This is a genomic window from Actinomadura sp. 7K507, from assembly GCF_004348425.1.
Taxonomy (GTDB): domain Bacteria; phylum Actinomycetota; class Actinomycetes; order Streptosporangiales; family Streptosporangiaceae; genus Spirillospora.
The window spans coordinates 1-1,187 of record NZ_SMKK01000531.1 but is presented as its reverse complement, the minus strand read 5'-3'; the positions used below and the strand labels follow the sequence as shown (position 1 = coordinate 1,187).

1 protein-coding gene is annotated in these 1,187 nt (G+C 76.8%); it reads left to right on the top strand.

Annotation, left to right across the window (positions count from 1 at the left end):
• On the top strand, positions 1-1,187 hold a 1,187-nt coding region (locus tag E1285_RS45090), incomplete at both ends, for a sensor histidine kinase (protein ID WP_132161038.1).

Sequence of the window (1,187 nt, the reverse complement as noted above, 5' to 3'; positions counted from 1 at the left end):
GCTCAAGGACATCCTGCTGTACGGGGTGCTGGCCTTCCCCGTCACCGTCGACATGATCTCGCCGCTGGAGCCCCACGCCCTCTCATGGTGGCTGCAAGCGGCCGGCCTCACCATCCTGGCCGCCGCGGTCGCGGTGTGCCGCACCTGGCCCACCGCGGCGCTCCTCACCGCCACCGCGCTGACCGGCCTGCACGGCAACTTCGTGTTCGCCATGCCCGTCCTGGCCTACCTGACCGGACGGCGGACCACCCGCGCGCAGCCGCTGCTGTGGGGGTTCACCGCCGTGTTCGTCGCCGGCGCGCTCCTGTCGGTCGCCCGCGGCCTGGCCGTCACCGCCTGGTTCCCCTCCACCGTCTGGCTGGTGCTGCTGGGCGTCCTGCCCTGGCTGACGGGCCGCTACTGGCGCCAATACCAGGAACTCCTGCACGCCGGCTGGGAACGCGCCGAGCACCTGGAGCACGAGCAGCGCATCACCGCCGAGCGGGAACGGCTCCGCGAACGCGCCCGCATCGCCCAGGACATGCACGACTCCCTCGGCCACGAACTCGCCCTCATGGCCGTCCGCGCCGGAGCCCTGCAGGTCGCGCCCGGGCTGGACGGCCGGCACCGCGACGCCGCCGCCCAGCTGCGCGCCGGAGCGGCCCAGGCCACCGACCGGCTCCGCGAGATCATCGGCGTCCTGCGCGACGACACCGCCACCGGCGGCCCCTTCCCGGACGGCACGGCCACCGGCGCCACGGCGGCGAGCGCGGCGGCGATGGCGCGGCCCGCCCGCGAGAGCATCCCCGACCTCGTCGAACGCGCCCGCGCGTCCGGCATCCCGGTCCGCCTCGCCGGCGGCGCCGACGAGGACGGGGACGGGGACGCCGCCGACCTGCCGGACCTGCCCCCGATGGTCGCGCTCGCCGCCCACCGCGTCGTCCAGGAGGCCGTCACCAACGCCGCCAAGCACGCCCCGGGCGCCGCCGTCACCGTCCACCTGACCCACCGCACCGAACCCGCCGGGCAGGACGGGCGGGGCGGCCTGGTGACGGTCACGGTCACCAACGAGGCCCCGCCCGGCGGGACGCCGCCGCTGCCGTCCGGCGGCCGCGGACTGACCGGCCTGACCGAACGGGTCCGCCTCATCGGCGGAGCCCTGCACGCCGGCCCCACCCCGGCGGGCGGCTTCCAGGTCACCGCCGACC